Genomic DNA, 25,071 nt, shown 5'->3' with positions numbered 1-25,071 from the left:
CAACACATCGATGACTTTGAGATCAATCTGAAAAACGACCTGTACAAAATCTCCTATCCGCTGATTCGCGAGGAGACCATCGTGCATTCCCTCCGTCTTCCCGAACTGGTCACGTCCCTCTATCGGATCGTGGTCGGTCTGCTCTTCACACTGCACGGCGTGGTATCGCTGTTCGGCGTCTTCGGCGGCAACCGGGGCACGGGCGAGGCCATCCCGTTCGGCACCTGGCCCGGCTGGTGGGCCGCACTCATCCAACTGATCGGCGGGCTGCTCGTCCTGGTCGGGCTCGGTACCCGACCGGCCGCCGTGATCTGCTCCGGCTCCATGGCGTACGCCTATTTCGTGGTCCACCAGCCGGACGACCTGTTGCCGCTGAACAACGGCGGTGAGTCGGCCGCGCTGTTCTGCTGGTCGTTCCTGTTGATCGCCGTACTCGGTCCCGGCCGGTGGTCGCTCGACCATGGGCTGGCCGCCCTGAACCGGTCCGGTCGGTCGGCGCCGCAACCCGCGTCGGTGGCCTGACCGAGCCCGGCCGCCCCGCCTCGACCGCGTCGGCCGGCGGGCCTCCCGGAGATCCCGGGGTGCCCGCCGGCCGACATCAACCACTGCCGGGCCGACTGGCCCCGGCGCCGCCGTTCGTCCGGACCGGACTCGGTCAGTTCGCCCCGGACCGGCCGGACGCGCTGCCGGCGAGGAGCACCGCCACCGCGAGCAGGACCGCCCCGACGACGCCGGCCACGCCGAGGCGGTCGTGCAGCAGCACCGCCGCCAGCAGGGCCCCGGTCAACGGCTCCAACAGCGCCAGCACCACGGCGGTGCTGGGGCCGACGGTACGCAGACCACGGAAGTACAGCGTGTACGCGAGCGCGGTCGGCGCGGTGCCGAGGGCGACGAGCAGCCCCACTGTGAGCAGGCTCGGCTGGAAGCCCAGCCCGACCGTGGTGACCGCGAACGGCGCCACGAGCAGGCCACCGACCCCGAATCCGAGCCCGACCGCGGCCTGCTGGTCCAGCCCGGCGACCGGACGCGCGCCGAGTCGGGTGACGGTGGCGAACCCGGCGGCGGAGACCAGGGCCAGCCCCGCGCTGGCCAGTACGGCACCCGGCGTGTGTCCGCCGGCCGGCAGGCCCACCAGCAGACCCAGCCCGACAACGGCCAGACAGACGGCGCCGATCATCCGCCGGCTCGCCCGTTGCCGGGTGGTCGCCCACTCCGCCGCCAGCACGAGCACCGGCGAGGTGCCGATGGTGACCAGGGTCGCCAGCGAAACCGAGGTCAGGGCGACCGCACCGAAATAGCAGACCTGGTAGGCGCCGAACAACAGCCCGAGTACGCCGATCCGGGCCCAGGCGGGCCGAGTGCGCGGCAGTGGCCGACCGGAGATCAGCAGGACGAGGACGAGCAGCAGACCGCCCACCGCGAGGCGGTACGTGGCGACCGCCACCGGGGAGAGGCCGGCGTGCCGGCCGAGCAGGCTGCCGAGCAGTCCGCCGGTTCCCCAGAGGACCCCGGCGAGGGCGAGACACGACAGACCGACACCGGTACGGCTACGGGCAGCCGCCGTCGGCGTTGCCGGGACAGGCGGCATCGATGAGACGAGCATGGAAGGACGCTCCTGCGACGAGAAGGAATTGGTCGCGGAAGCGGGGCACGACGAACCGGCCCGGACACGGGCGGCGTCAGCTCAGACGGCGTGACGCGGAAGGCGCTCTGCCCCGCTCAGGAGCGGGGCGGGGAAATCGGGAAGCGTCGGTGCACGGCGTCACTCTAGCCGGACCGCGTGCGGCACGCACCCGGAAAACCTCGGGCGGTGCCGGCGTGGTTAGCTCCCGTCGGGCCCGTGTCCGGCGGCACCGGGCGCTGCGTCGTCGAGGCGCCCGTGCCGGTACGGATCAGCGCAGGTCGGCCACGTCGAGTCGGCGCTGCATGCCGCTCACCGCGTCGAGCGGATCGAGGTCGGCGCGGGGCAGCACGTACCGGGCGGTCAGGGTGTCCACACCGGTGCCCCGGGAGCCGCTGGGTCGGTACGTGACCGTGGCGGCGCCCGCCGAGGCGACCTCGACGACACCGGCCCGCCAGGTACCGGACCGGAAGATCCAGACCGGGTCTGTCGGTTGGTAACTGTCGGTGGGGACCACGTCGTGCGAGTCACGCTGGTTCGGGTCGATGGTCGGTGCGGCCATCTCTGCCTAGCCTCCTGTCGTTGCGCGGCTGGTCGGGTGGTCAACGCTCGTGTCGGCCCGGTTGGCGGTAACGCCGGGCAGTTGATCCGTCACGGGTCAACCCTCCCCGTCATTACTAACCGTGAGTAACCGGGCACACCTACACAAGCGCTATCATGCTCGCTGTGCGATGCAGACGCAAGAGCAGATGCACGTGCAGATGACCATGCAGAGCGGTCGGGAGAGGGAGCGTCACCGCGCCACCCATCTCCGCCCGGGGAAAAAGGTCCCGGGCCACGACCTGACCGACACCCGGCCTGTCCTGGCCGTTGAGAGAGACTTCGATGAATCAGCCATACAACGGGATTCCCGCCACCGAGCTACCCCCCATCGCCTGGCGGAAGAGTCGTCGCAGCAATCCGAGCGGTAACTGCGTCGAACTGGCAGAACTACCCGGTGGTGCGGGAATTGCGGTCCGTAACTCCAGGGACCCCGAGGGACCCGCCCTGATCTACACCCCGGACGAGATCACCGCGTTCATCCTCGGTGCGCGCGACGGCGACTTCGACCACCTCATCGGCTGAGCGCCCGCTCCCGGTGACGCCCGGGTCCGTCCGCCGGGGAAACCCGTGGATATTCGAGACCTCCCGTTGGTCCCGCACAGCACGCCGTCATGGCATGCTTACGCGGCAGAAAAGGCGGCCATCTCGGCCCGCGCGCAGCATCGGGAGGTCGGTGCATGACGACTACTCGGCCCGACGGGGAGACCGCCACCGGTCCCACCGTGCTCCGCATGCTGCTCGGCGCCCAGCTGCGCCGACTCCGCGAGGCCAACGGGGTCACCCGGGAGACCGCCGGCTGGGAGATCCGTGCCTCCGAGTCGAAGATCAGCCGGATGGAACTGGGCCGGGTCGGTTTCAAGGAACGCGACGTGGCCGACCTGCTCACCCTCTACGGCGTACACGACGACGGGGAACGCGCCGTACTGCTCGGGCTCGCCCGCGACGCCAACGAGCCCGGCTGGTGGCACCGGTACGGCGACATCCTCCCCCAGTGGTTCCAGTCCTATCTGGGCCTGGAGGCCGCCGCGTCGCTCATCCGTACCTACGAGGTGCAGTTCGTCCCGGGCCTGCTGCAGAGCCGCGACTACGCCCGCGCGGTCGTCCTGCTCGGCCACCGGACGGCCTCACCCGACGAGGTCGAGCGCCGGGTCAACCTACGGATGGCCCGGCAGCAACTACTCACCCGCCCGGACGCGCCGCAACTGTGGGCGGTGGTGGACGAGGCCGCGCTGCGCCGGCCGATCGGCGGGCCCAAGGTGATGTGGGACCAGCTCAACACCCTGATCGAGGCCACCAGACTGCCGAACGTGAGACTCCAGGTGATGCCGTTCGCCTCCGGCGGCCACGCGGCGGCCGGCGGCGCGTTCAGCATCCTGCGCTTCCCGGACCGGGACCTGCCCGACGTGGTCTACATCGAACAGCTCACCAGCGCCCTGTACCTGGACAAGCGCGACGACGTCGACCACTACGCGGCGGCCATGGAGCAGGTCTGCGTGGAGGCCGAGCCGCCGGCCCGTACGCCGGAGATCCTGGCCCGCATCCTGGCCGACCTCGACGCCTCGACCAACGACGGCTGACCCCCGGCCGGCCGGGTCTAGCGGGGCGCGTCCACCCCGGTCGCCCTGGCCACGTCGTCGAGGATCAGGTGCGCCCCCTGCACCCCGATGCCGGTCATCCAGGTGTCGTCGCTGACCTGGGTGGTGCGGTTGTTCCTGACCGCGGTGAGCTGGTTCCACAGCGGACTGGCCAGGAACGCCTTCTGCTGGGTCTTCTCCGGGTCGCCGTAGGTGGCGACGAAGACGAAGTCGGCGTCGGCCCGGTCGATCAGCTCCGGTCCGATCTCGGCGATCAGCTCGGTGCTGCTCTGCTGCGAGGCGGGCCGGGCCAGGCCGGCGTCGGCGAGGACCACCCCGCTGAAGCTCGCCGGCTGGTAGAGCCGGGTCGGCCCGTCGACGAACCGGACGATCGAGAAGGTCGGCATCGTGCCGCCGTTCTTCGCCCTGATCCCCTCACCCAGCGCCCTGGCCCGGTCGCGGTAGCCGGTCAACGCCGCCTGCGCCTCCCGGTCCCGCCCCATGGCTCGGGCGAACAGGGTGATGTTGTCCTGCCAGGCGGCACCCGGTGACTCGGAGAAGACGGTCGGCGCGATCTGGCTCAGCCGGTCGTAGATCTTCTCGTGGCGTACCTTCGAGGAGATGATCAGGTCCGGCCCGAGGGCCAGGATCCGGTCGATGTTCGGCTCGTCCAGCGGGCCGACGTCCGGCACACCGTCGAGTTCGGTACGCAGGTGCGCCGGGTAGGTCCCGTTCACCGGGTCCACCGAGACGGCGGCAACCGGCTTCACCCCGACCAGCAGGGCCGCACCCGCCTCGGCGGTGTCCAGCACGACAACCTTCGCCGGTTTCGCCTCGATGGTCGTCGCGCCCATCGCGTGCTGCACCGTACGGGGGAAACCGGCGGCGGCGTCGCCCGGCGTGGTCTGCGGCGTCGAGTCGTCACCGCCGCAGCCGGCGGCGGCGAGACCGACAACCGAGGCGAGCACCAGGGCGGCGGCGAATCGGCGCGGAGAGTACGGAGAACGCATCGTGGTCCTTTCGTCGTACGTCACGGAAGGTCGACCGGTGTCAGGGACGGGTTGGCGGTCCCGGGTGCGGGTGGACGCGGGCGGCGGTCGTGCGGCACCACCAGTGGGGTGCCGGTGATCGGGTCGGGAATCACCGCACACGGCAGGTCGAACACCTCGGCCACCAGTTCGGCGGTGAGCACCTCGCCCGGCGCCCCGGCGGCGACCAGCGCACCGGCCTTCATGACCAGCAGGTGGCTGGCGTACCGGGCGGCCTGGTTGAGGTCGTGCAGCACGGCCACCACGGTCCGTCCCTCGTGGACCAGACCGGAGAGCAGGTCGAGCAGGTCGAGTTGGTGGCGCAGGTCGAGGTAGGTGGTGGGCTCGTCGAGCAGCAACAACGGGGTGTCCTGGGCCAGGGTGAGGGCCACCCAGGCCCGCTGTCGTTGGCCACCGGAGAGCTCGTCGACCGGCCGGTCCCGCAGCTCGGCGACCCCGGCACGGTCCAGGGCACTGTCGACGGCCGCCTGGTCGGCCACGGTCCAACCGCGCAACAGCCCCTGGTGCGGGAACCGGCCACGGGCCACCAGCGCCGAGACGGTCAACCCGGCCGGCACCGACGGTGCCTGCGGCAGCAGCCCGAGTCGCCGGGCCACCCGGCGGGTCGGCAACCGGGCGATGTCGGCACCGTCGATCAGCACCGCGCCGCCCCGGGGTCGCAGCAGCCGGGCCAGACCCCGCAGCAGGGTCGACTTGCCGCAGGCGTTCGGCCCGACCACGACGGTGAAGCCGCCGGGCGGCACGGTCACGTCCAGGCCGTCGATCACCACCCGACCGTCGTACGCCAGCGTCACCGCCCTCGCCTCAAGCTCGGTCACGGCGCCTCCTCACTCCGGCCGGGTCGGGGCGGCCCGGTCATGACCGGCTCTCCCGGCGGTGGTGCCGCCAGAGCAGCCAGAAGAACAGGGGTGCCCCCACCGACGCGGTGACCACCCCGGCGGGCAGCGCGGTCGGCAACGCGTGCTGGGCGAGGACATCCGCCGCGAGCAGCAGTGCCGCCCCCATGGTGAGCGCGAGCAGCAGGGTGGCCGGGGTGAGCGGGCCGGCGATCAGGCGGGCCAGGAACGGCACGGCCAACGCGACGAAGGGCAACGGTCCGGCGAGACCGACCCCGACGGCGGCCAGCGCCACCGCGACCGCGAGGGTGGCCAGCCGGGTCAGCCGCACCCGCAGCCCGAGCCCGACCGCCAGGTCGTCACCGAGATCGAGTACGCCGAGCAGCCGGAGCAGGAGCAGCGCGGCCGGCACCAGCAGCGCCATCGCCACCGCCGCGACGGTGACCTCGGTCCAGGTCCGGTTGTAGAGGGTGCCGACGGTCCAGAGCACGGCTGACTGCACCAGGTCGTCCGGGAAACGTACGACGAGGAAGGTCTTCGCCGCGTACAGCGCGGTGTGCAGGCCGATGCCGATCAACACCAGCCGTTCGGTGCCGATGCCACGCCGCCAGGCCAGTACGGTCAGCAGCAGCGCCGCCGCGAACGCACCGAGTACCGCACCGCCGGTCGTCCACGGGCCGGGCACCCCGACCACGATGAAGGTCACCGCCACCACGGTGGCACCCATGTTGACGCCGATGACGTCCGGTGAGGCGAGCGGGTTGCGCAGGAGCAATTGCAGCAGTGCACCGGCACCGGCGAAGGCCGCCCCGGCCAGCAGCGCGCCGACCACCCGGGGCAGCCGCCAGGTCTGCACCACCAGCAGGTCGGCGCGCGGCCCGTCGCCCACCACCGCGCGGGCGGCACCGACCAGGCCGATCGGGTAGTCGCCGAGGGTGAGCGCCCAGACGCCGAGCAGCGCGGTCGCGACCAGGACGGCGACGATGACGGGCACCACCGGGCGGGTACGGGTCCGCCCGGCCCGCCCGACACCGCTGACGTCGGGTCGCCCGAGTGATCGGCTGGTACGGGGCCGCCGGCCGGTGGTCACGTGAGCACCATCCGGGCCCGCCGGGCGAGCAGGATGAGCACCGGCGCGCCGAGGAAGGCGGTGACGATGCCGACCTCCAACTCCAGCGGGATCAGCACGATCCGACCGATCACGTCGGCCAGCAGCAGCAACGTCGGCCCGATGATCGTGCAGGCCGGCAGGAGCAACCGGTGGTCCGGACCGACGATCTGGCGGGCCAGGTGCGGCGCGGCCAGTCCGATGAACGCCAGTGGCCCGGCAGCCGCGACCGCGCCGCCGGCCAGCAGGGTGACCGCGACCGCGCCGAGCAGGCGGTAGCGGACCGGGTCGAAGCCGAGCGCCGCCGCCGCGTCGTCGCCGATGGCGAGGGCGTCCAGTGGCCGGATCAGCAGCACCGCGAGGATCCCGCCGACGATCAGGAACGGCAGTACGGCGGCGAGCACCCCGACCGGGCGGCCGGCGAGCGAGCCGGCGATCCAGAACCGCGCCTCGTCCAGAGTGCGCCTGTCCAGCGCCATGACGGTGCTCATCCAGGAGACCGCGGCGGTGGCGAGCACCGCTCCGGACAGCGCCAGGCGTACCGGGGTGGGTGTGCCGGTGCCGGCTCCGGCGAGCAGGTACACCACGAGCGCGGAGAGTCCGGCGCCGCCGACGGCGAACCAGACGTAGCCGTACGGGCTTTCGATGCCGACCAGGTAGATGGAGAGGACCACGGCGAGGGCGGCGCCGGCACCGATGCCCAGCACGTCCGGTGAGGCGAGCGGGTTGCGGGTCAGGCCCTGCATCAGGCAGCCGGCGACGGCCAGGGCCGCGCCGACCGCGATCCCGAGCAGGGTACGGGGCAGCCGGATCTGCCGGATGACGATGTGGTCGCTCGACCCGTCGAAGTGACGCAGCGCGTCCACCGTGGCCACGGGATTGATCGGGCGGGCGCCGACGAAGAAGCTGAGTCCGATCGCCAGCAGGAGCACCGCCAGCCCGGCGAGCAGCCATCGCGGCCGGGACCGGTGCCCGGAGCGGCTGGCTGGGGGCACGAGTCGACCGCCTTTCGAGGGCGTTGACCTGGCTGTCTACCGGACCGGGGCAGCGTATAAAGTGAGGCTTGCCTAAGTCAAAGGGAATCCCTGTGGACCTGCCCCCCTCCGCCGCCGGACGACCGGCGCTCACCGAGGCGGACCTGCCCCCGGTCGTCCGCGACCACCTGCTGTCCGGCGCCCGCGCGGCCGACCCGGTCAGCGGTTACCTGTACGACCCGGCGGTGGCGGTCAGACGGGCCACCGAGTTGCGCGGCGCACTGCCGGACTGGGCCAGGGTCTGCTACGCGGTGAAGGCCAACTCCTATCCCCCGCTCGTGCACGCGCTCGCCCCGTACGTCGACGGGTTCGAGGTGGCCTCCGCCGCCGAGGCGACACTGGCCCGACACGTACACCCGGAGTCGGACGACGGCGGGCGGCTGATGGTCGCCGCCGGTCCGGCCAAGACCGAGCGGCTGCTGCACCGGCTCGTCGATCTCGACGTCGACGTGGTCAACGTGGAGAGTGCGCTCGAACTGCACCGCCTCCAGGCGGTGGCCGACCGACTGGACCGTCGGGTCGACGTGGCACTGCGGGTCAACCCGGCCACCGTGGCGGTCACCGGGGCGCTGACCATGGGCGGGGCGGCCACCCAGTTCGGCATCCCCGAGGCCGGGGTGCCCGACGTGTTGCGGCTGGCCGCGAGCCTGCCCCGGCTGCGGGTGGTCGGCTTCCACGTACACGTGGTGGGCAACAACCTCGACCCGGTCGCGCACGCCGCCTACGTGGCCTGGTGCCTGAAGTGGAGCCGGCGTACCGCCGCCGCGCACGGAATAGACCTGCGGATCGTCGACGTCGGCGGTGGACTCGGGGTGCCGTTCGGCGGCGAGGAACCGTTCGACGTGAAGGAGTTCGGGGTACGGCTCGCCGACCTCACCCCGCCGCCGGACTGCCGGGTGCTCTTCGAGCCGGGGCGCTACCTGGTCACCGACGCCGGCTGGTACGCCGCCGAGGTGGTCGACGTGAAACAGGCGTACGGCACCTGGTTCGTGGTGCTGCGCGGCGGCATCAACCACTTCCAGTTGCCGACATCGTGGGACATTACGCACCGGTTCGCGGTCCTGCCGGTGAATGACTGGCCGCACCCGTACCCCCGCCCCGAGCTACGCAGTCACCCGGTCACCGTCGTCGGCGAGCTCTGCACCACCGAGGACACCCTCGCCCGCGACGTCACGGTCGACTCGGTACGCGTCGGCGACCTGGTCGTCTTCCCGATGGCCGGCTCCTACGGCTGGGAGTTCGCCATGCCCGCCTTCCTCTCCCACCCCCCAGCCACCAGAACCCTGCTCCACCCCTGCCCCCCCGACCCGCCCCACCCCTCTCGTTGATCATGAGGTTGGCGCACTTCTCCGGCCCGATTTCCGTCGCCAACTTCATGGTCAACGCGCTTGGAGGCGGTCAGACGCGGTCGGGGGTGTTTGCGCGGGCTGTGGTGTACTGGTCGCGGATCGTGGGGGCGGGGTCCGGCTCGTAGACCTCGGTCTGCCCGACTGTCCACGAGGGGGGCCTCTGTTCGCCCGACACCATCCAGGCTGCCTGGCGGGCGGCGCCGTCCGCGACGTACTCCCCCAGTGGTGGGACGAGCACGGGGCAGCCGAAGACCATGGGTGCGATCCGGCGCACCGCCTCCGAACGGGCGCCGCCGCCGACCAGGATGACCCGGTTGACCGTCGTACCCCGGGCGATCATCGCGTCCAGCCCGTCGGCGAGTGCGCACAGCATGCCCTCCACCGCCGCGCGGGCCAGGTGCGCCGGGGTCGAGGTCCGCAGGGTGAGGCCGTGTACCGCGCCGGTGGCGCGCGGGCGGTTCGGTGTGCGCTCGCCCTCCAGGTACGGCACCAGGACCAGCCCGTCGGCGCCCGGCGGGGCGGACAGCGCCAGCGCGGACAGGTCCGCGTGGCCCACCCGAAGCATGGTCGCGGCCGCGTCCAGCACCCGGGCGGCGTTGAGCGTGCACACCACCGGCAGGAAGCGGCCGGTGGCGTCGGCGAACCCGGCCACGATCCCGCTCGGATCCGCGGCCGGCACATCGGAAACGGTGGACACTATGCCGGAGGTGCCGATCGACACGATCACGTCGCCCGGCTCGGCGCCGACACCCAACGCCGCCCCGGCACAGTCACCGGCGCCGGGGCCCAGCAGCGCACCGGTGCGCAGCTGCCCGGCCCGACCGGTCGGCCCGAGCACCTGCGGCAGCAGCACGTCATCGCGACCGAACGCCAACCGGACCAGGTCTCGACGGTATTCACCGGTCGCGGCCGACCAGTACCCGGTCCCGCTGGCCTCGCTGCGGTCGGTGCGCAGCGCGTCCAGCCCCGGTGCGCCGGCCAGTCGCCAGGTCAGCCAGTCGTGCGGAAGGCACACCGCTGCCGTGCGGGCGGCGTTGTCCGGCTCGGCCGAGGCCAGCCAGCGCAGCTTGGTGACGGTGAAGCTGGCCACCGGCACCAGGCCGACCGCCTCCGCCCAGGCCCGCTGTCCGGTCTCGCCACCACCGAGATCCAAGATCAGGTCGGCGGCGGCGCCGGCCGAGCGGGTGTCGTTCCACAGCACGGCGTCCCGGACCACCGCGCCGTCGGCGTCCAGGCACACCATGCCCTGCTGCTGCCCGGCGACCGAGGCCGCCACGACGTCGTCCAGCCCGCCGGCCTGTGCGACCGCGTCGGACAGGGCGGCCTCCCACGCGGCCGGCGGCACGGCGGTGCCGACCGGGTGCGGTGCGCGACCCTCGCGCACCAGTTCTCCGGTCTCGGCGTCGCGGATGACGACCTTGCACGACTGGGTCGACGAGTCGACCCCGGCGACGAGCGGCACCGGTCCTCCCGGGACTTGGCGGGTGGGGGTCAGCTGGCGCGGCTGGTCAGCGGAAGCGGAGCAGGTGGTCGACGGCGAACCGGTTGAGCCGGACGGACCCGCAGTCCATCGACGCCAGGCGATGAGTGAATTTGTTTAATGGCTGAATTATTTGACCCGTGGCGGGGCGTTGTCAAGACCGAGCCGGGCCGTTGACGGGCCCGGAGGACCCAACGGATCAGAGGCGTTCGAAGCCCCGGTGGCGTTCCCAGTCGGTGACGGCGCGGGCGTACTCCGAGAGTTCGGCCTGTGCGGCGGCGGCGTAGTGGGTGACGACATCGGAGCCGAAGGTGTCGTGGGCGAGGGGGCTGTTCTCCCACAGGTGGACCGCCTCGGCGAGGGACTGCGGGAGGCGGGGCAGGTCGGGGGCGGTGAAGGCGTTGCCCGCGTGTGCGGGCCGCAGGGGTAGCTCCCGGTCGATGCCGTGCAGGCCGGCGGCGATGATCGCGGCTACCACCGTGTACGGGTTCGCGTCGCCGCCGGCCACCCGGTGCTCGATCCGCAGCGAGTCGCCCGTACCGACGACCCGGATCGGGCAGGTGCGGTTGTCCCGGCCCCAGGCGAGCGCGGTCGGGGCGAACGCGCCCGGCGCCAACCGCTTGTACGAGTTGACGTTCGGTGCCATGAGCAGGGTCAGTTCGCGCAGCGCGGCGAGTTGGCCGGCGACGAAGTGTGCCATCAGCGGTGACATGCCCACCCGGTCACCGCTGCCGTCACCGGCGAAGACCGGGGTGCCGTCGACGTGGCGCAGTGACAGGTGCACGTGGCAGGAGTTGCCCTCGCCCTCGTCGTACTTGGCCATGAAGGTGACGGCCAGACCCTCCTGGGTGACGATCTGCCGTACCCCGGTCTTGTAGAGGGCGTGGTTGTCGCAGGTGGTGAGCGCGTCGGCGTACCGGAAGACGATCTCGTACTGGCCGGGGTGGACCTCGCCGCGGGCGGACTCCAGCCTGAGTCCGGCGCGGGTCATCTCGCGCCGGATCCGGCGGACCACCGGGTCGATCTCGGTCACCCCGGCGAGCGAGTAGTCCACGTTGTGCCGGGTGGCGGTACGCAGACCCCGGTAGTCCCGGTCGTACGCCTCCTGGAAGCTCTCCCGGAACAGGATGAACTCCAGTTCGGTGCCGGCGTACGCGACCAGCCCCCGTTGCGCGAGCCGGTCGAGTTGGGTCCGCAGCACCTGCCGGGGCGCGAATCCGATCGGCCCACCGTCGGGCCGGTACGCGTCGGCGAGCACCAGTGCGGTTCCCTGGTCCCACGGCAGTTCGCGCAGGGTACGGATGTCCGGGGTGAGGGTGACGTCGCCGAAGCCGGCGGCCCACGGGTCGACGGCGTAACCCGGTCCGGTGTTCATCTCCACGTCGGCGGCGAGCAGGTATACGCAGGCGGCGAAGCCGTCGGCGAGCACCCGCTCACAGAAGTGTTCCGCGTCGATCCGACTGCCCTGCAACCGACCCTGGAGGTCGGGGACGGCGACGATGACGTTGTCGATCCGGCCGGCGGCCACCTCGGCCCGCAACCGGTCGACCGGCATCGGGAACGGAAGTGGCGGCAGCGGCGTGTTCATCGGGCTGGCTCCGGGGCGGTCGGGGGCAGGTGCAGCGGGTTCGCGACCGGGGCGGCGTCGAGGTGGAAGGAGGCGTCCCGTTCGGCCCGGTCGTGGTAGCCGCCGGGCAGCAGGCGTTCCCGGTTCAGGCAGACCCGGGCGAACTCGGGCGCCAACAGGTCGAACCGGGCGAACCGCTCGGCCAGCTCCGGGAACCGGGCCTGGTACGCCAGGATCTCCGCCCTGGCCAGCCGCCAGAACTCGTCCTCCGGCACGCCGAGCTGCTCCGCGCAGAGCGGGGCGAGGTAGCGGAAGTGGCACATCAGCAACGACTTGGCGATCGAACCGGTCAGTTCCTCGGCCCCGAACCGCATCAGTACGCCCAACGCCTGCGCCGGCAGGTCGGCGTACTCGGGCAGGTCCTCGTCGAGCAGTTTCATGTCGTCGACGAAGTCCTTCACCACCAGCCGGACCGGCACGTCCGACCCGTCGTAGACGACGATCGCGTTCTCGCCGTGCGGGTTGAAGCCGATGCCGTACCGGTAGAGCAGGTGCAGCAGCGGCGGCAGCACGGCGGCGAAGAGCGCCGCCAGCCAGCGGGTCGGTGCCAGCCCGGACCGGTCGACCAGTTCCGCGACGAACGCCCGGCCGGCCGGGTCGACGTGCAGCAGCGCGGCCAGCGTACGAGCCCGCTCGCCCGGATCGAGCGCGGCGGCGACCGGCTCCCGCCAGATCACCCCGAGCAGTTGCCGGTAGCGGTACGGTGCCGCCGGCAGCGCCTCGAAGACCGGGTGCCGGACCGCCACGGCGGCGACCTCGCCGGGCAGGATCACCCGGCACTCGTCGCGCAGGAACGCATCGGTGTCCCGGATGTGGTGGATCCACGCGGTGCTGTGCGGGGCGGCGTGCACCAACTCGGTCGGGATGCCCCGGTAGACCATGGTGTTGAGGATGGACAGCGGCAGCTTCACGTCGAACCGGTCCGGCCGGGAGACGTTGCCGAACGTACGGATCGACTGCTGCGCCCGGTACGAGTCCGGTGCCGCGCCCAGTGGCACGATGTGCCGCCGGGCCAGTTCGGCGGCGAACAGCGGCACCACCACCTCGTCCCACTGCCACTCGTGCACCGGCAGCCAGACGTACGCGGCCGGGTCGAGCCGCTGCGCGGTGAGCAGTTCGGTGAAGCGCTGGCGGGTGTGTTCGTCCAGTTCCCGTTTGCGCAGCGCCGCCTCGTCCAGCCCCGGTACGCCGTGGAAGCTGGCCAGGTCCCGGTGCACGGCCATCCAGTGCAGGGGCAGGGCGTGGCGGGACTCCGGTGCGTGGCGGGACCGGTCGACGGCCGAGAAGCCGATCCGACCCTTGTTCGCGAAGATCCACGGATGCCCGGTCTGGTGCCCCTCCAGTTCGAGGTGGGGCAGCTCGGCCAGGTCGGCGGCCGGCAGGCCGGTGCTCAGCAGCCACGAGTCGGCGGCGAGGGTGGCGCTCAGCTCGCTCACGGTCAACGCGGTGACCGCCGGATCCAGCGCCCACGCCTCGTGCAGGTCGAGCAGCAGCCGGTACGGGTCCGCCGGTGCGAAGCCTGCGTCGGCGACGCCGTTCGTTGCGCCGAGGGCCGGGACCCGGCGTACCGAGTCCGGCTCGATCCGCCAGGAGTCCATCGACACCGGTCGGCCCCGGAATTCGTACCCGACGTCGGGCAGCACGGGCACCCGGTAGCGCCCGTCGCCGAGCGGGGCCGGGGTGAGCGCCTGCTCGAAGGCGAGTTCGGCGATCATCTTGGCGGCGAGGGCGGCGTTCACCCGCTGCCAGATCTCGGGGGCCAGGCCGGGTGGGACGAGCAGGTCCATCTCAGTCTCCGTCCACTCCGGCGCGGTGCAGGGGGTTGGCGAGGGTGCCGTACATGACGTCGAACTCGGCGTCGCGTTCGGACCGGTCGTGGAAGCCGCCACCGAGCAGTTGCTCCCGGTTGAGCGCCACCCGCCCGAACTCGGGCCCGAGCAGGTCGAACCAGGCGAACCGGTCGGCGAGTTCGGGGAAGCGCCGGTGGTAGGCGTCGATCGGTTCGCGTACCAGGGACCAGAATTCGCGCTCCGGTACGCCCAGGTGCCGCTCGACGATGTCGGTGAAGAAACGGAAGTGCCCGGCGCAGATCGCGGACAGGATCGAGTGCGCCAGGTCGGTGGCGGGCCAGCGGTGCAGCAGGTTCCGGGCCTCGGCCGGGATGTCGGCGTATTCGGGCAGGTCGAACGGGAGCAGTTCGACGTCGGCGCCGAAGTCCTTCAGCGCGATCCGGCTCGGCCGTTCGGTCGCGTCGCTGACCAGCACCACGTTCTCGCCGTGCGGGGTGAACGAGGCGCCGTACCGGTGGAGGTAGTGCAGCAGCGGCGGCAGCAGCGCCCCCAGGTACGCCCGCAGCCACTCCCGCGCGCCCAGGCCGGACCGGTCGACCAGTTCGCTCACCACCGCGCGCCCGTCGCCGCCCTCCAGCAGCAGGGTCGCCATGGTCCGGGCCCGCTCCCCCGGCTCCAGGTAGCCGTGCACCGGCTCCCGCCAGATCGCGCCCAGCAGCTCCTGGTACTTGTACGGGGCGTCCGGCAGGTCGCGGAAGGTCGGGTGCGGCACGGTCACCGAGGCGACCTCGCCGAGCATCGCCACCCGGCACTCGTCGCGCAGGAAACCGTCGCCGTCGCGCAGGTCCTGCAACCAGGTGGTGAGCCGGGGCGCGCAGGTGGTCTGCGCCTCGGACAGACCGCGCCAGACCAGCGTGTTGCGGATCATCAGCGGCACCTTGACGTTGCGCCGGTCGGGTCGGTCGAGGTTGGTCAGGGTACGGATCGACTGCAACGGGCGGTACCGGTCGACGCTCTCACCGAGGTGGATGACGCTGCCGTCGGCGATCTGCCCGGCGAACAGCGGCAGGACCACCTCGTCCCACTGGAACGGGTGCACCGGCAGCCAGACGTAGGTGTCCGGGTCGGCGCCCCGGTCGCGTACCCGGTCGGCGAACCCGGCGCGGGTGGCCGGGTCGAGTTCCCCGGCGAGCAGTGTCTCCCGGTCCAGGCCGGGCACGGCGGTGAACCGGGCCAGGTCGGGCGCGACCGCGAGCCAGACCAGCCGGAAGTCGCCGGCCGCCTCCGGGGTGTACCGGTCGGTGTCGGCGGCGGAGAACCCGAGCCGGCCCTTGTTGAGGAACATGCACGGGTGGCCGGTCTGGTGCGCCTCCAGGTCCTCGTGGGACAGGTCGGCGAGGTCGGTGGCCGGAATCGCTCGGGCGTGCAGCCGGGCGTCGGCGGCGTGGGTGGCGGTGAGGTCGCGGACCAGGTCGGCCAGGACCGACCGGGACAGGCCGAGCACACCGGCGGCGTCCACCACGAACCGGGTCGGGTCGGTCGCGGCCGACTCGTGGTCACCGCAGCGGCGCAGCAGGGTCTCCGGCCGGATCCGCCAGGCCCCGAACGCGCCCCGGCGGGCCTGGAACGCGTAGCTCACCCCGTCCGGCAGGTCGAGCCGCCAGCTCTCCGCCGGGCCGTCCGGGCGCGGGGTGACCATTTCCTCGTACGCCATTTCGGCGATCGTGCGGGCCAGCAGCGTCCGGCCGGCGGCGGTCCAGTGTGCCGGGACGAGGTGCGGCGGTGGTGCGGTGCCGGGCACGGCGCTCCTTCGTGGAGGGTGAGCGGGGTGGACGCGGCGGACGGGGTCAGTGCGCCAGCGCGTCGGGCAGGTCCTGCGCGACGGCGTCCTCGGGTACGCCGAACCCGGTGTACGCGGTCCGCGCCGGCAGCCGGTACGCCTTGCCGCCGGTGACGGCGTTCAGGATGGTGGCGCTGCGCCAGGCGCCGAGCCCCAGGTCGGGTGTGCCGACCCCGTGGGTGTGCAGTTCGGCGTTCTGCACGAACAGGGAACCGGTGACCGTCGGGGCGAGCGCGACCCGGTAGTCGGCGTCCACCCGGTAGCGCCCCTGCCCGTCCCAGCGCACCAGGTCGGCCAGGGGTTCGAGCAGCGCCGGCCGGCGGGCCCGGTAGCCGGTGGCGAGCACCACCCGGTCCGTACGCACGGTGAAGAGGCGTTCCTGGCGGGTCTCCCGGCAGGAGAGCAGGTAGCCGTCGTCGGTGACGCGGGCCGAGTCCACCGCCACGCTCGCGGTCAGCCCGACCTCGGGCCGGTTGCCGCCGACGGAACGCTCGTACAGCAGGGTGTGGATCTCGTCGATGGTCTCGGCGCTGATCGCCTTGTAGAGCTGCCACTGCTCGGGCACCAGCCGGTCCCGGGTGGACTCCGGCAGTTCCCGGAAGTACGCGGTGTAGTCCGGGGTGAAGTGCTCCAGCCCGAGTTTGGAGTACTCCATCGGGGCGAAGCCCGGCGACCGGGTGAGCCAGCGCAGCCGCCAGCCGTGTTCGGGTGCCCGGCGCAGCAGGTCGAGGAAGACCTCGGCACCGGACTGGCCGGATCCGACCACGGTGACGTCGCGGGCGCCGACCAGGTCCGGCAGCCGGTCGAGGTAGTGCTCGGCGTGGAAGATGTGCTCGCCGACCAGGTGGGCCAGGGATTCGGGGACGACCGCTTCGGTGCCGACGCCGAGCACCACGTGCCGGGCGGTGATCCGGCTGGTGGCACCGGTGTCCGGATCGGTCAGTTCGATCAGGAACCGGCGGGTCGGCGCGGACCAGCTCAGCCCGTCGACCCGTGCGCCGAACCGGCAGGAGGGCAGCGATTCGGCGACCCAGCGGCAGTAGTGGTCGTACTCGCGACGCGGGACGTGGAACCGCTCGGCGAAGTAGAACGGGAACAGCCGGTCGTGTTCGCGCAGGTAGGACAGGAACGACCAGCGGCTGGTCGGGTCGACCAGGGAGACCAGGTCGGCGAGGAACGGCACCTGCAACCGGGCACCCTCCAGCAGCAGGCCGGGGTGCCAGGCGAAGTCGGGGCGGGCGTCGAGGAAGAGCGTACGCAGACCGGCGATCGGTTCGGCCAGCGCGGCGAGTCCCAGGTTGAACGGTCCCAGGCCGATCCCGACCAGGTCGTATCCGGTGTCGCCCGGATCGGTGTCGGAGACGGTCGGTACGGCGTCGGTGTTCATCGGCTGGCTTCCTCCGGGGTGTGGCTGGTCCTCGCCCTCGGGGCGACGGCGTCCGGTGCTGCCGCGCCGGCTCGCCGGGCACCAGTCTGCTGCTGTGCGGCGGACTGCCGCTCGGCGGCACCGGCCCGGACCACCAGGTCCAGCAACGCGTCCACGTCGGCGGCGGTGGCATGGGGGTTGAGCAGGGTGAGCTTGAGCCAGACCGCGTCGCCGACCTCGGTGCGGCCGACCACCGCCGAGCCGTCGGCGAGCAGGCGTCGGCGCAGCGCGGCGTTGACCCGGTTGCCGCGCGCGCCCGCGCGGTAGCGGAACACCACGGTGCTGAGCACCGGTTCGGCGGCCAGTTCGAGGTGCGGGTCGGCGGCGATCCGGGCCGCCGCGTGCCGGGCCAGGTCGTGACAGGCGTCGACCAGGGCACCCATCCCGCGCCGACCGAGGGCTCGGAAGGTGACCGCGAGCTTGAACGCGTCCAGCCGCCGGGTGGTGCGCAACGAGTGTCCGAGCAGGCTCGGGTAGCCGGCCGCCTCGTCGTCGGCCGGGTTGAGGTAGGCCACCCGGCGGGACAGCGGTGCCATCGCGGCGGCGTCGCGGGTGAGGAACACTCCGGCGGCGACCGGTTGCCAGCCGAGCTTGTGCAGGTCGAGGGCGACCGAGTCGGCCCGGTGCAGGCCGTCGAGCAGGCTGGCGAGCCGGTCGGAGAAGAGCGCTCCGCCACCGTACGCGGCGTCGACGTGCAGCCAGGTCCGGTACCGGGCGGCGGTTTCGGCGAGCGCCGGTAGCGGGTCGATGCTGCCGAAGTCGGTGGTGCCGGCGGTCGCCACCACCGCCGCCGGTAGCCCACCGGCGCGTACGGTGGCGGCCAGCCGGTCGGCCAGCGCCACCGGGTCCATCCGGTAGGTCCGGTCGACGGGCACCGGGACCACGGCCTCCTCGCCGAGCCCGAGCAGGGCGGCGTTGCGCCGGATCGAGAAGTGGGCGACCTCGCTGCAGAAGTAGCGCACCCGGGAACCGACCGCGCCCAGGCCGACGGTGGCGGCGGTCGAGCCGGTGGCGGCGAGCACGGCCGCGTCGCGGGCGAGCAGGAGTCCCATCAGGTTGGACTCGGTGCCGCCGGTGGTGACGACGCCGGCCGAGCCGTCGGCGGGGTATCCGACCAGTCCGGACAGGGTGGCGATGACCAGCGGTTCGAGTTCGGTCGCGGACGGTCCCTGGTCCCAGGAGTCCAGTGACGGGTTCAGCGCGGCGGCGACCAGTTCGGCGGCGACCGCCACCGCCAGCGGCGGGCAGTGCAGGTGGCCGGCACAGTGCGGGTCGGCGGGGTCGGCGGTGCCGGCGGCGAGTTCGGTGGCGAGAGTGGTCAGTGCGGTTGCCGCACCGGTGCCCCGCTCGGGCAGGAGTTGCCCATCGGTCGCGGCGGCGACGGCGCGGGCCACCCGCGCCGGTGCTCCGGCGGGAAGTGGTCCGCCGCGTCGCCGCGCCCCGTGCCCGAGCGCGGCCAGCGCGACCTCGACCAGGGGGCGCAGGGCGGCGGGGCCGTCGGCGCCACCGGCCAGCGCGGTGTCCAGCGGATCGGCCGACATGTCCTGCGGGTCGTCGCTCACGGGCGGGGTCCCGGGTGGTCGAGCCGGGCGGCCCGGACGGCGTCGGCCAGCCGGGCGAGGACCGCGTCGACCTGCGCGTCGGTGATGATCAGGGGCGGCAGGAGCCGGAGTACGGCGTCGTGCCGCCCGCCGAGTTCGACGATCAGCCCCCGGTCGAGGCATTCGGCGCGGATTCGGCGGGCGAGGTCCGGAGCGGCCGGACGGGCACCGAGGTTGTTCGTCCCGGCGTCCGGCTCGACGATCTCCAGGCCGATCATCAGGCCCCGTCCGCGTACGTCGCCGATGGCGGGTTGCTGCGCCTGCAACAGCCGCAGTTCGCGCAGCATCCGGTCGCCGACCCGACCGGCCCGCTCCACCAGCCCGGACTCGCGGACGTGGTGGATGGTCGCCGAGCCGGCGACCATGGCGAGTTGGTTGCCACGGAAGGTGCCGGTGTGCGCGCCCGGCCGCCAGGTGTCCAGTTCGGCGCGGTAGGCGATCACGGCCAACGGCAGGCTGCCGCCGATCGCCTTCGACATGACCAGGACGTCCGGCACCACACCGGCGTGTTCGACCGCCCAGAACGCCCCGGTGCGGCCGACCCCGGTCTGCACCTCGTCGACGATCAGCGGGATCCGGTGGGCGGCGGTGAGCCGACGCATCTCGCGCAGCCAGTTGTCCGGGGCGGGCACGGTGCCGCCCTCGCCCTGGATCGGTTCGAGGATCATCGCGGCGGGTGGCACCACACCGGAGTGCGGGTCGGTGAGCATCGTCTCGGCGTACCGGGCGGCGAGGTCGGCGGCGAGGTCACCGCCGAGACCGAACGGGCACCGGTAGTCGTACGGGAAGGGCAGTCGGGTGACCTCGACGGCGGCGCGCGGCAGTGGCGCCTTGACCTCGACGTTGGCGCTGACCGCCAGCGCGGCGGCGGTCATGCCGTGGTAGCCGCCGGTGAAGGCGAGTACGCCGGAGCGCCCGGTCGCGGTCTGGGTGAGCTTCAGTGCGGCCTCGACGGCGTCGGTGCCGGCCGGTCCGCAGAAGTGCAGCCGCCAGCCGTCGGGTCCACCGGGCATCGTGTCCAGCAACGTGGTGGTGAACTCGTCCTTCTCGAAGGTGCCGAGGTCCAGTACGTGCAACGGCGCACCGGAGTCGAGCAGCCGGCGGATCGCGTCGACGACCACCGGGTGGTTGTGACCGAGTGCGAGGGTGCCGGCGCCGGAGAGGCAGTCGAGGTAGTGTCGGCCGTCCGCGCCCCGGACCACCATTCCGTCGGCGCTGACCGGCACGATCGGTAGTGTGCGCGCGTAGGTGCGGGCCGCGGACTCGCGATCCTGTTGGCGTGCCAGCACACCGGCGACGGCCTGGGCGGCGGGCACGGATGACGGCAGTTGCGAGACGACCACGAAGCCTCCAAGGTTAGCCTCACCTAACTACCACATCCCTGGCCACTCAGGCACCTTGGACCGGCAGCTTTTCGGTTAATGTCCGAAAAGTCGCCAAGAAACGCCCAGCCCTCGGTCACCGGCGTCCCCCGAACCGGAGCCGCCGAGACTCCGCTCGGTCCGTCCACAGACGATCATGCGCCCATCCTGGCACGTCGCCGCCCGGCGCGATTCTCTCGCCCGCGTGTCGGCAACGGACCCGACCCCGGCTCGACGGAAATGCGCCGACGCGACGAGATTAATGGTGAATACGTTGCAAAGTGTTCGACGATGAGCGAAACTTTGTGGGTCACAATCTACGCACCTATCAATTGCCCAAGGGGCGCCGACATGGCCAAGCAGACAATCACCCTACTCACCGACGACCTGGACGGCGGCAAGGCCGACCGCACCGTGGAGTTCGGTCTGGACGGGGTGAACTACACCATTGATCTGTCCGAAAAGAACGCGGGCAAGTTGCGCAAGGCCTTGGACGGCTTCATCGCCGCCGGCAGCCGAATGGGACGCAGCACCGCCGAGGGCCGGGGCCCCGCCCGGCGCGGCGCCAGGGGCACGACCCGCACCGACCGGGACCAGAACAGGGCGATCCGCGAATGGGCCGTCAAAAACGGATACGACGTTTCCGAACGGGGCCGGATACCGGCCGAGGTGGTCCGGGCGTACCAGAGCCATTGAGCCCTCACCGGGCTGATTGAATCGCACCCGACGGCGGTCGGGGACGGAGCCGGACACCGGCCGCGTCCCCGACCCTCGTCGGCGGCGCCGCACCGAGGCGCAAGATTCGCTCAAGACTCCCGCCGTGGGCCTTCCCGTGGCGACCGGGCCGATCCAGGCTGGTGGAAACCGTGCCGGATCCCGAGGGGAGCGAGTCGATGGCGACGATAACCCAGCTCAGAGCGACAACCGCGACTCGCGAGAACACGAACCCGCCGTGGCTGGACTGGCCCGACCTGGTCGAGGCGCTCGAGGTCGCCGCGCTGGTCCGCTGCACCCCCATCGGCGCCACCCCGGACGCCCGCCCGGCCGGCTCGCCCGGCCCGCACGGGGTGCTGGTGGCCGAGTTCAACCAGCAACTCGCCGCGCACCGGATGGCGTACCTGCTCGGCCGGCTGAATCTGCCGGTGACCAGGGAGGCGACCGTCGCCGGGCTGCGCCGCCGCTACCAACTCCACCGGCTCTACCTGCCGCAGAGCGAGCGGGCCGGTTACGGGGCGCTGATCACGGCGGCCTGGAGCCAGGGCCGGGCCGCGATCCTCGACCCGACCGCCAGCGGCGGATCGAGCGCGCGCCAACTGTGGCGTCCCCGGCTGGCCGGGGCCGTCTGGCGCTCGGTGCTCACCGCCGCCGGGCGCCACCTGCACAAGAACATCCTCGGCGTACGGGTCGCCGACCACGACCTGGCCGCGATGCTGATCCGGGGCGCCCAACTGCTCGACGCCCGTGCCGCCCTGCGCCGCCGCTCCGGCTGCTTCCTGATCAGTGTGGATGTCGGCCCGGACACCCAGCGGCTGTTGGGCGCGCTCCGCTCGGACGAGCAGTTCGACCTCGCCGTGTAGGGCCGAGGGGGTTGACCGTTCGGTCGGTATGCACGACCGAACCGGGTGGGCCAGACTTGCCGCGGCGACCCCTACTTCCGCCGGAGAGTTCGACCCGTGCCCCTCATCCCGCCGCCCCCGGACGGGTTACCACGCTCGGCCCGGCGGGCCGCCTTCGCGATCTGCGCCGCCGTACTGACGGTGCTCGTCGCCGGCTGCGTCGACACGGCCACCGAGCCGGTACGGATCCGGATCGCCACCGGCAGCCCGACCGCCGTCTACCACGCCTTCGGCCAGTCCCTGGTCACCATCATCAACCGGGAGATACCGGGCGTACGAGCGAGCGTGGTGATCACCGCCGCGTCGGCGGAGAACGTCGACCTGGTCTCCCGGGGCGGCGCCGAACTCGGCTTCACCCAGGCCGACACCCTGCCCGCCACGGTCGGCGACTCCTCCGCCGTACTCGGGGTGGCCCGGCTCTACGACGACCTGCTGCACTTGGTGGTCCGGGCCGACCGACCCATCCGCCGGTTGGCGGACCTGCGCGGGCGCATCGTCTCGGTGGGCGCGCCCGGCTCGGGCACGGAGATCACCGCCAACCGGCTGCTGAGCGTCGCCGGACTGACGCCGGGCTCGGTGGACACCCGGCGACTCGGGCTGGACGCGTCGGTCGCCGCGCTGAGCAGCGGTGAGATCGACGGTTTCATCTTCTCCGGCGGGCTGCCGGTCCAGGCGGTGGCCGAGTTCGTCCGGCGTACGCCCGCCCGGATCATCGACCTGGGCGAGTGGACCGAGCCGCTGCGCCAGGACTACAGCCAGGTCTACGTCAGCCGGGACATCCCCACCTCGGTGTACGGCCTGGAACCGGTCACCACCGTCGCGGACCCCAACTACCTCGTCGTCTCGGCCGACCTACCGAAACACTTGGTGTACGAGCTGACCCGGCTGTTGATGGAGCGGCGGATCGAGCTGGGCCGGGCGCATCCGGCGGCCGGGCGGATGAGCATCCAGTCGGCGATCGCCACCGCGCCGCTGCCCCTGCACCCGGGCGCCGCCGAGTACTACCGCTCCAGCAAACCCTGACCGGCGGTCACGCCGGTTCGTCGGGGGTACGGAACCACAGCGCCGCGTCCAGCCCACGCGGGATCGCCTGCCGCATGGTGAGCCGCCCGCCGGAGACGTCCACCAGCACCGCGACGATGGTCAGGCCGAGCCCCGCGCCGGAGATGTTCTGCGCGTCGGCGGCCCGCCAGAACCGTTCGGTGGCGTGCTTGAGCTGGGCCGAGGTCATGCCCCGGCCGGTGTCGCGGACGTGGATCGCCACCCCGCCGTCGAGCTTATACACCGACACGTCGACCCGGCCGCCGTCGTCGGTGAACTTCACCGCGTTGTCGATCAACGCGTCCAGGCACTGGTCCAGGGCGGTCGGCGCGGCGCTCGCGTACGCCGGGGTGCTCGGGGTGTTGACGCTGAGTTCGATGGACCGGCGGCGGGCCAGCGGCTGCCAGGCCGTCACCCGCGACACCGCCACCGCGGCCGCGTCGACGACCACCATCTTGTCCGCGCCCCGCTCCGCGCGGGCCAGGGTGAGCAGGCCGTCGAGCACCTGGGCCAGCCGGTCGCTCTCCTCCAGGGCGAGCGCGTGCTCGGTCCGGCCGACCTCGTCGGTGACGCTCGGACCGAGCTCCTCCACCCGCAGCCGCAGCGCGGTGAGCGGGTTGCGCAGCTGGTGACTGGCGTGCGCGACGAACGCCCGCTGCCGTTCCATCGCGTCGGAGAGCGCGTCGGCCATGTCGTTGAAGCTCGCCGCCAGCCGGCGCAGCTCCGGTGGCCCGACCCGGTGCGGCGCGCGGGCGGCCCGGTCCCCGGCGGCGATCTCGTGGGTCACCGCGTCGAGGACGGTGACCGGCCGCAGCACCCAGCCGGCCAGCCGGAAGGCGATCAGGACGCAGGCGAGCAGGGCGAGCGCCCCGATCACGGCCAGCGCCAGCCACCAGGTGAGCGTGGTACGGCCGATCCGGGACGTCGGCGACGAGATGATCACCGTGCCGAGCACCTCGCCGCTCTCGCTCACCGGCACCGAGACGACCAGCGGCTCGTCGCCCCAGGGCCAGACCAGGCCCGGTGCGGCGGACTGCTGTCCGGCCAGTGACGCCCGGGTGGCGGACTCCACGAGTTCGGTGTCGGGGCGGTACCGAGGGGTACGGATGACAACCGTACGGTCCCGGTCGACCAGGGCCGCGTGCAGGCCGTACAGCTCCGCGTAGCGGTCCAGTTCGGCGCTCACTCCGCCGGTCGCCCCACCGCGCAGCGCAGGCCCGGACAGGGACGAGAACCGGGTCGCGTCGGCGAGCCGGTCGGCCCGTACCCGGTCCGTCTCGGCGGTGGCCAGGGTGAAGGCGAGCGGGATCTCCAGCGCGACCAGCACCAGGACCATCAACAGCAGGTAGCTGAAGATCAGACGGCGACGCACGTCGGCTCCCGGCTACTCGGCCCGGAGCCGGTAGCCCACGCCCCGGACGGTCTCCACCAGGCCGGGGTCACCGAGCTTGGCGCGCAGCGATCCGACGTGCACCTCCACCGTGTGCCGCCCGGTCCAGGTGGTCTGCCACACGTCGAGCAGGATCCGGTCGCGCGGCACCACCAGTCCGGGCTGGCGGGCCAGCGACATCAGGATGTCGAACTCCTTGCGGGTGAGGGCCACCGCGACCCCGTCGATCTCGGCCGAGCGGGCGGTGACGTCGATCCGGATCCGACCGGCCTCGATCACCGTACGCGGTGCCGCGGCGAACGCGCCCCGGCGCAGCACCGCCTCGATCCGGGCGTGCAGTTCCGCCATCGAGAACGGCTTGACCACGTAGTCGTCGGCACCGACGCGCAGCCCGAGCACCCGGTCGCGCTCCTCGCCCCGGGCGGTGACCGCGATGATGCCGAGCTGCGGGCTGCGCTGGCGCAGTGTCCGGCACACCTCCACCCCGTCGCCGTCGGGCAGGGTGAGGTCGAGCAGGACCAGGTCGCACGGGGCCGCCGCCAGTGCCGCCGCCGCGGTGGCCGCCTGTTCGATGTCGAACCCGCGACGGGTCAGCGCGGAGGCCATCGCCGCCGCTACCCGGCTGTCGTCCTCGACCAACAGGATGCGCACACGCCCTCCCCCACGCCGACTGCCCGCTATTGTGCCGGGCCGCCCGCCGAAGGTTCACCCCCGGTCGCCACGCG

22 protein-coding genes are annotated in these 25,071 nt (G+C 72.5%); 7 read left to right on the top strand and 15 right to left on the bottom strand.

Annotated elements, in window-relative coordinates; translation table 11 throughout:
* Nucleotides 1-81 precede the first annotated feature (81 nt).
* Entirely contained in the window at nucleotides 82-522 is a 441-nt protein-coding gene (locus ACZ6QQ_RS29710; protein ID WP_465880761.1) for a DoxX family protein, read from the top strand.
* 133 nt (nucleotides 523-655) lie between these two features.
* On the opposite strand, the gene ACZ6QQ_RS29705 is transcribed toward ACZ6QQ_RS29710, so the two are convergent.
* The gene (locus ACZ6QQ_RS29705) at nucleotides 656-1,603 is read right to left on the bottom strand and encodes a DMT family transporter (protein WP_465880759.1); all 948 of its coding nucleotides are present in this window, start codon (nucleotides 1,601-1,603) and stop codon (nucleotides 656-658) included.
* Nucleotides 1,604-1,892: 289 nt separating this feature from the next.
* A complete protein-coding gene (locus tag ACZ6QQ_RS29700; RefSeq protein WP_465880757.1) occupies nucleotides 1,893-2,183 on the bottom strand; it encodes a hypothetical protein in 291 nt (96 codons plus the stop codon).
* A 323-nt stretch (nucleotides 2,184-2,506) separates the two neighbouring features.
* On the opposite strand from ACZ6QQ_RS29700, the gene ACZ6QQ_RS29695 reads away from it, so the two are divergent.
* Both ACZ6QQ_RS29695 and ACZ6QQ_RS29690 read left to right on the top strand, forming a co-directional pair.
* Nucleotides 2,507-2,746, top strand: a complete 240-nt coding sequence (locus tag ACZ6QQ_RS29695; RefSeq protein ID WP_329109933.1) for a DUF397 domain-containing protein — start codon at nucleotides 2,507-2,509, stop codon at nucleotides 2,744-2,746.
* A gap of 155 nt (nucleotides 2,747-2,901) precedes the next feature.
* On the top strand, nucleotides 2,902-3,801 hold the full coding sequence (locus ACZ6QQ_RS29690; protein WP_465880755.1) for a helix-turn-helix domain-containing protein: 900 nt from the start codon (nucleotides 2,902-2,904) through the stop codon (nucleotides 3,799-3,801).
* A 17-nt stretch (nucleotides 3,802-3,818) separates the two neighbouring features.
* Here ACZ6QQ_RS29690 and ACZ6QQ_RS29685 read toward each other — a convergent pair whose 3' ends face one another.
* Genes ACZ6QQ_RS29685 through ACZ6QQ_RS29670 form a run of 4 tightly spaced genes read right to left on the bottom strand, consistent with a single transcriptional unit; the run spans nucleotide 3,819 to nucleotide 7,786 of the window.
* Nucleotides 3,819-4,808, bottom strand: a complete 990-nt coding sequence (locus ACZ6QQ_RS29685; RefSeq protein ID WP_465880754.1) for an ABC transporter substrate-binding protein — start codon at nucleotides 4,806-4,808, stop codon at nucleotides 3,819-3,821.
* A 20-nt stretch (nucleotides 4,809-4,828) separates the two neighbouring features.
* Nucleotides 4,829-5,665, bottom strand: coding sequence for an ABC transporter ATP-binding protein (locus ACZ6QQ_RS29680; RefSeq protein ID WP_465880753.1), 837 nt, complete (start codon nucleotides 5,663-5,665; stop codon nucleotides 4,829-4,831).
* 37 nt (nucleotides 5,666-5,702) lie between these two features.
* Nucleotides 5,703-6,773 carry an iron chelate uptake ABC transporter family permease subunit gene (locus ACZ6QQ_RS29675; RefSeq protein ID WP_465880751.1) on the bottom strand — a complete coding sequence of 357 codons (1,071 nt, stop codon included), beginning with the start codon at nucleotides 6,771-6,773 and terminating at the stop codon, nucleotides 5,703-5,705.
* Complete coding sequence (locus ACZ6QQ_RS29670) at nucleotides 6,770-7,786, bottom strand: FecCD family ABC transporter permease (protein WP_465880749.1); 1,017 nt, start codon at nucleotides 7,784-7,786, stop codon at nucleotides 6,770-6,772. Before ACZ6QQ_RS29670 ends, ACZ6QQ_RS29675 begins: the two co-directional genes overlap by 4 nt.
* Before the next feature lie 92 nt (nucleotides 7,787-7,878).
* Between ACZ6QQ_RS29670 and ACZ6QQ_RS29665 the strand changes: the two genes are divergently transcribed.
* On the top strand, nucleotides 7,879-9,153 hold the full coding sequence (locus ACZ6QQ_RS29665) for an alanine racemase (RefSeq protein WP_465880747.1): 1,275 nt from the start codon (nucleotides 7,879-7,881) through the stop codon (nucleotides 9,151-9,153).
* Between the two features lie 70 nt (nucleotides 9,154-9,223).
* Here ACZ6QQ_RS29665 and ACZ6QQ_RS29660 read toward each other — a convergent pair whose 3' ends face one another.
* The 7 genes from ACZ6QQ_RS29660 to ACZ6QQ_RS29630 form a co-directional block, all read right to left on the bottom strand.
* Nucleotides 9,224-10,636, bottom strand: coding sequence for a xylulokinase (locus ACZ6QQ_RS29660; RefSeq protein ID WP_465880745.1), 1,413 nt, complete (start codon nucleotides 10,634-10,636; stop codon nucleotides 9,224-9,226).
* A gap of 217 nt (nucleotides 10,637-10,853) precedes the next feature.
* Entirely contained in the window at nucleotides 10,854-12,242 is a 1,389-nt protein-coding gene (locus ACZ6QQ_RS29655; protein ID WP_465880743.1) for a glutamine synthetase family protein, read from the bottom strand.
* Nucleotides 12,239-14,068 (bottom strand): IucA/IucC family protein, encoded by a 1,830-nt coding sequence (locus ACZ6QQ_RS29650; RefSeq protein ID WP_465880741.1) that lies wholly within the window; start codon nucleotides 14,066-14,068, stop codon nucleotides 12,239-12,241. Before ACZ6QQ_RS29650 ends, ACZ6QQ_RS29655 begins: the two co-directional genes overlap by 4 nt.
* Before the next feature lies 1 nt (nucleotide 14,069).
* On the bottom strand, nucleotides 14,070-15,872 hold the full coding sequence (locus ACZ6QQ_RS29645) for an IucA/IucC family protein (protein ID WP_465880740.1): 1,803 nt from the start codon (nucleotides 15,870-15,872) through the stop codon (nucleotides 14,070-14,072).
* Between the two features lie 46 nt (nucleotides 15,873-15,918).
* Entirely contained in the window at nucleotides 15,919-17,298 is a 1,380-nt protein-coding gene (locus tag ACZ6QQ_RS29640; RefSeq protein ID WP_465880738.1) for a lysine N(6)-hydroxylase/L-ornithine N(5)-oxygenase family protein, read from the bottom strand.
* A complete protein-coding gene (locus ACZ6QQ_RS29635; RefSeq protein WP_465880737.1) occupies nucleotides 17,295-18,899 on the bottom strand; it encodes a pyridoxal phosphate-dependent decarboxylase family protein in 1,605 nt (534 codons plus the stop codon). The genes ACZ6QQ_RS29640 and ACZ6QQ_RS29635 overlap by 4 nt, the downstream gene beginning before the upstream one ends.
* Nucleotides 18,896-20,281, bottom strand: a complete 1,386-nt coding sequence (locus tag ACZ6QQ_RS29630; RefSeq protein ID WP_465880736.1) for a diaminobutyrate--2-oxoglutarate transaminase family protein — start codon at nucleotides 20,279-20,281, stop codon at nucleotides 18,896-18,898. Before ACZ6QQ_RS29630 ends, ACZ6QQ_RS29635 begins: the two co-directional genes overlap by 4 nt.
* A 369-nt stretch (nucleotides 20,282-20,650) precedes the next feature.
* Between ACZ6QQ_RS29630 and ACZ6QQ_RS29625 the strand changes: the two genes are divergently transcribed.
* The 3 genes from ACZ6QQ_RS29625 (at nucleotide 20,651) to ACZ6QQ_RS29615 (ending at nucleotide 22,938) form a co-directional block, all read left to right on the top strand.
* Nucleotides 20,651-20,995 (top strand): histone-like nucleoid-structuring protein Lsr2, encoded by a 345-nt coding sequence (locus ACZ6QQ_RS29625; protein WP_465880797.1) that lies wholly within the window; start codon nucleotides 20,651-20,653, stop codon nucleotides 20,993-20,995.
* Between the two features lie 197 nt (nucleotides 20,996-21,192).
* A complete protein-coding gene (locus tag ACZ6QQ_RS29620) occupies nucleotides 21,193-21,876 on the top strand; it encodes a hypothetical protein (protein WP_465880735.1) in 684 nt (227 codons plus the stop codon).
* Nucleotides 21,877-21,981: 105 nt separating this feature from the next.
* Nucleotides 21,982-22,938 carry a TAXI family TRAP transporter solute-binding subunit gene (locus ACZ6QQ_RS29615; protein WP_465880796.1) on the top strand — a complete coding sequence of 319 codons (957 nt, stop codon included), beginning with the start codon at nucleotides 21,982-21,984 and terminating at the stop codon, nucleotides 22,936-22,938.
* A 7-nt stretch (nucleotides 22,939-22,945) separates the two neighbouring features.
* On the opposite strand, the gene ACZ6QQ_RS29610 is transcribed toward ACZ6QQ_RS29615, so the two are convergent.
* Nucleotides 22,946-24,328, bottom strand: coding sequence for a sensor histidine kinase (locus ACZ6QQ_RS29610; RefSeq protein ID WP_465880734.1), 1,383 nt, complete (start codon nucleotides 24,326-24,328; stop codon nucleotides 22,946-22,948).
* Nucleotides 24,329-24,340: 12 nt separating this feature from the next.
* Nucleotides 24,341-24,997, bottom strand: a complete 657-nt coding sequence (locus ACZ6QQ_RS29605; protein ID WP_465880733.1) for a response regulator transcription factor — start codon at nucleotides 24,995-24,997, stop codon at nucleotides 24,341-24,343.
* Nucleotides 24,998-25,071 lie beyond the last annotated feature (74 nt).

The sequence above is a fragment of the Micromonospora sp. NPDC049529 genome (assembly GCF_055586685.1).
The sequence above is the reverse complement of the archived record's forward strand: the minus strand, read 5'-3'. Positions and strand labels throughout refer to the sequence as shown.